Source organism: Kamptonema formosum PCC 6407 (genome assembly GCF_000332155.1).
GTDB classification, from domain to species: Bacteria; Cyanobacteriota; Cyanobacteriia; order Cyanobacteriales; family Microcoleaceae; genus Kamptonema; species Kamptonema formosum.
The window spans coordinates 5,119-8,792 of sequence record NZ_KB235907.1 but is presented as its reverse complement, the minus strand read 5'-3'; the positions used below and the strand labels follow the sequence as shown (position 1 = coordinate 8,792).

Sequence of the window (3,674 nt, the reverse complement as noted above, 5' to 3'; positions counted from 1 at the left end):
ACTTTTTGTTTAAGTCCCGGTAATGATTGACAGTTATTAATTGGATTGCCACTCAACTCCATCCAAGTTAATTTAGTCAAACCCGCCAGTGGTTTGACATCACTGTATTTTGTTGGCACGCAAGCCCAGAAAATTCAAATTAATCAAACCTCTTAGTGGTTGAACATCACTGATTTCGTTTCATTCAATAACAGCCAAGTTAATTTAGTCAACCCCGCCAGTGGTTTGACATCGCTAATTTTGTTGTCATACAAGTCCAGCCTAGTAAGATTAGTCAAACCCGCCAGTGGTTTCAAATCACTGATTTGTTGCTATCCAAGTTCAGCCTAGTAAGATTAGTCAACGCCGCTAATGGTTTCAAATCACTGATTTGGTTGTCACGCAAGTCCAGAGAAGTCAGATTACGAAGTGCTTGAATTCCCTCTAATGAAATTACTTTTTTGAGTGACCAAAATTTTAAAATTTTACCCCTTGCAGAACATTTAACGTTAGTGGCGTGCTATTGGGAATCCCTATCTGCTGTCTAAGCCTAGCTTCAAAGTTAGCATCCTTAAATCTAACTGCGCTCTGAGCCTTCACGGGTTCCACAGTTTTTGCATAACTTGGTGCAGTAAGTACGAAGGAATCCATCGCCATACTTCCAGTAAAGCCGATTAATAAAGCTGAAGCGACAACAACTTTAAGTGGTAGTTTAGTAGCAATGGATTTAACAGAATTAACAACCGAAGAGAAGGTATTATTGGTAGCGCCTGTAAGTTTCATTTTTCTTTGTGGAATAACTGAACTCTATTGATTTCAGTATTTCCTGACTACCTTAAGACGGGGGTGAGTAGTTACCACTTTATGTATGCGTCTACAAGAGAGTTGTTTAAAACCTGAGTTTTTGGTTATTAGTAGTAATTTAATAGTGGTCAGTTAGACAAGTGACTTTGGGAGATGGCGAGGGTTGAGGTAAAGCTAGATCAAGGGCGTGGTCTGATAAATGTAAACGGCTATAATCCTTACCTGGTAATGGTTGGTTCCGCCAGCTTCAGGTATCACTTGCAGGCAAAGGGATTAAGCTAAAAAAGTTAGATAAACGCTGAAATCATGACTGACCCTATCGCCGCCCAACTCAAAGAAGCTTCCCAAGGTCTGCTATTCCTCAGTGAATCTGACGCGCCCTTTGAGGTTGTTCACTGGAAAAACTTAACCGCTTTTGCTCCAGAACGCTCAAAAACCCCAGATACTCATCCCCGTTGCCGAGCATGAATTTTTCATCGCCGTGCATCGCGTTTTTCTCGCAGTCATCCGCCTATCCGGGTACTTCTTGACTAGGGTAGGGTTGTGACAGTGGCTCAGGGGGTAAGAGTGCGACAGGCATTTCATTATCTACATCAGGAAATCTAAAAATCATGAACACTACATAACAACTCTAATGTCAACTGGGGCTTAAATCCCTGCCAGACGAAAGGATAAGAAGCAAGTTCTTATCCTTGGTAGTCAGCGATCGCTTTTTGCCCTATAACTACTGCAACTATTACCAGGGGAAGACACTCATCCACTTGGATAAATGATTTTATTTCAATCGCTGCTGGCTGGGCGATCGCGCTTATTCTAAATTCCCTGCTTTCTTAACAGCTTGTTTCAAGGCTTCAAAGGTAATATTACCCTCTTCATCTCGAGACGTCGCTAGCAGTTCCGCAGGGCTAGTACCTGTTTCTGCTAAAATGACTGCATTTAACCCAGGACTTAAAAAAGCTCATTACTCGATACTTTGCCATCTTGATCGCGATCCAAGGCATTAAAAGAGATTGAAGCTCTTGCTCAGTTGCCATAAGTTTCTATTTGAATTAGTTTTTCAATTCAATATCCCATAATGTTGAAAAGATGCAAGGAAAGTTACCTTTTACCCTGGCAGATACAAGCTGTAACTCGTGTCATTTATAGCAAGCTGTACTTTCACACTTGAGCAAGCCGAACTAATTGAAAAGCTGTTAAGGCTGCTTTTAATTGCCGCTTTGTGATAGCCATTCAGCTATTTCATATTAATGTATCGGAACAAAGGCGATAGCCGTTTTCTAGGAAGAGTTGCAGTTCAGTTTGTTTGGTTTTATTGAAGGCAGTGCTACCGCACTTTTGTACAAAAAAAGCGAACTGGAAGAGTAATTTTTTCGGGCTGCCAGAATGTTCATGCAGAGCGATCGTTCGCTATCTTCATCTGCTCTGTTGCCTCGCTGATTCGGGTACTAACCCCGCTGATGTTACGACTGCGACAAAGGTCAGGTTCTAAGAGGTAATACCTACCAGCAATAAGCCTAAGTTGCATCTTCCACACAGGGGTGCAACTTTTTGTGAGAAGGAACGCACCCCGATAGTTAGTGGAAGCCACAAAAAGCTTTATATTTTAACCCTTCTATTTCCTCTTATTCCCTCTTATTTCCTAATATCTCCTACTTGTCCCTCAAAAATCCTAAATTATCCTCCAATTTTCACAAATTTTAATTAAGTTAAATTAACTTTCGCTGACTTTTAATTGCTTTTTTGTACTCCGACACCTCCTAAATCCTCGTAGTTAGTGTGGTAGTCGCATAGCAAGCCATGTCAAATAGACGTTATAGGGGGGTAAAAATGACCAATTTATGGTTTTTATGGTTTTTGCAAGACTGAAATGAGAACTGTTGGAAGTTGGAGTTAGCGATCGCATACAACAGCAGCCAAAGCAAGAAAGTTGGTAATGGTAGTTTATATTGCACTTTTTACACAGATATCGGCTCAATACCTAAAACGGACGTTGCCCTAGCTTTGCCGTAAGCTTGCGAATGGTTTCTGTCTTTTCTCTCAACTGGTTGCCGTATCCGTCGCACCGTTCGGTTGCTTGCTTGAGGTCAGATTGTAAGCGCTGGATTATGGTGTAATTTTGGTCAAGTTTTGTAGGCCTCTTCAATCAGAGCAGAGGCAAAAGCATAGAAGCGATCGCGCTTCTCACCTTTCTCAAACTTCCAGCCGCCCAAGGATGGCATCTCAAAAAGCTTATCCCTCGCTGCATACAAATCGGGTAGCTGTGGCTGTGATTGTTGTGGCATCTCTGGCAACAGTTCTAAGATTGCTTCCACATCTTGTAAATCAGTTTTTGATTTTTTACGCTTAGCCTTGAGCTGGTTGAGCAAGTCCGCCGCGTCTGGAAAGTCCCAAAATGTGGAATCTTGCGCGGTCTGGGAGGGAAGTTGCGATCGCGCCTCTGCTAGTTCTGCTTTTAGTTGGGTAATTTCCTTCTGTAACCCTAAGTTAACTGTTTGTAAGTTACCTAGTTCATTATGTAACTCTTCACTGACCTTTGAGTTACCCATAGGCTTAGGTAACTTAGGTTGACTAGGGATATCGAATAATGCCCCAACTTCAGCCAGTCGCCGCAAAGTCAGAGCCTTAGACAATCCTATGTAACGCTTATGTAACTTTCCCTCAACTTTGCGGTAGGCGTACCAGTAGCCTCCTTCTGTTTCTTTTCTGGCTGTGTAACCCTCGCCATCATCAACCCTGAAGGATTTAGTCTCTGGATGCTCTAGCCATTCATACCACTGCCTAAAACCCACCTCTATCTTTTTGCCAGATGGGAGTTGAGCCGTCCCATATTTCACCCTTGCCAATTTACTCATCGCTAGTTACATATAACTTTAGGTAACTTATCATGAGCT

5 protein-coding genes are annotated in these 3,674 nt (G+C 42.2%); 1 reads left to right on the top strand and 4 read right to left on the bottom strand.

The features are described from left to right. Positions 1-152: 152 nt before the first annotated feature. The 3 genes from OSCIL6407_RS38220 to OSCIL6407_RS0128895 all read right to left on the bottom strand — a co-directional run bounded on the left by OSCIL6407_RS38220 (position 153) and on the right by OSCIL6407_RS0128895 (position 762). Positions 153-278 (bottom strand): leucine-rich repeat domain-containing protein, encoded by a 126-nt coding sequence (locus OSCIL6407_RS38220; protein WP_324603639.1) that lies wholly within the window; start codon positions 276-278, stop codon positions 153-155. 14 nt (positions 279-292) lie between these two features. Beyond that, positions 293-391, bottom strand: coding sequence for a leucine-rich repeat domain-containing protein (locus tag OSCIL6407_RS38460; RefSeq protein WP_407635906.1), 99 nt, complete (start codon positions 389-391; stop codon positions 293-295). Between the two features lie 65 nt (positions 392-456). After that, the gene (locus OSCIL6407_RS0128895) at positions 457-762 is read right to left on the bottom strand and encodes a hypothetical protein (protein WP_007355821.1); all 306 of its coding nucleotides are present in this window, start codon (positions 760-762) and stop codon (positions 457-459) included. A gap of 327 nt (positions 763-1,089) precedes the next feature. Here OSCIL6407_RS0128895 and OSCIL6407_RS33145 point away from each other — a divergent pair, with 327 nt between their 5' ends. Beyond that, positions 1,090-1,251, top strand: coding sequence for a nuclease A inhibitor family protein (locus OSCIL6407_RS33145; RefSeq protein ID WP_007355820.1), 162 nt, complete (start codon positions 1,090-1,092; stop codon positions 1,249-1,251). A 1,652-nt stretch (positions 1,252-2,903) separates the two neighbouring features. On the opposite strand, the gene OSCIL6407_RS37435 is transcribed toward OSCIL6407_RS33145, so the two are convergent. Next, on the bottom strand, positions 2,904-3,635 hold the full coding sequence (locus OSCIL6407_RS37435; protein ID WP_234709970.1) for a hypothetical protein: 732 nt from the start codon (positions 3,633-3,635) through the stop codon (positions 2,904-2,906). Between the last annotated feature and the right edge of the window lie 39 nt (positions 3,636-3,674).

What these genes read in the sequence shown, in the direction of transcription:
- OSCIL6407_RS37435 (WP_234709970.1), bottom strand. Translation starts at nt 3,635, where the DNA reads ATGAGTAAATTGGCAAGGGTGAAATATGGGACGGCTCAACTCCCATCT.
- OSCIL6407_RS33145 (WP_007355820.1), top strand. Translation starts at nt 1,090, where the DNA reads ATGACTGACCCTATCGCCGCCCAACTCAAAGAAGCTTCCCAAGGTCTG.
- OSCIL6407_RS0128895 (WP_007355821.1), bottom strand. Translation starts at nt 762, where the DNA reads ATGAAACTTACAGGCGCTACCAATAATACCTTCTCTTCGGTTGTTAAT.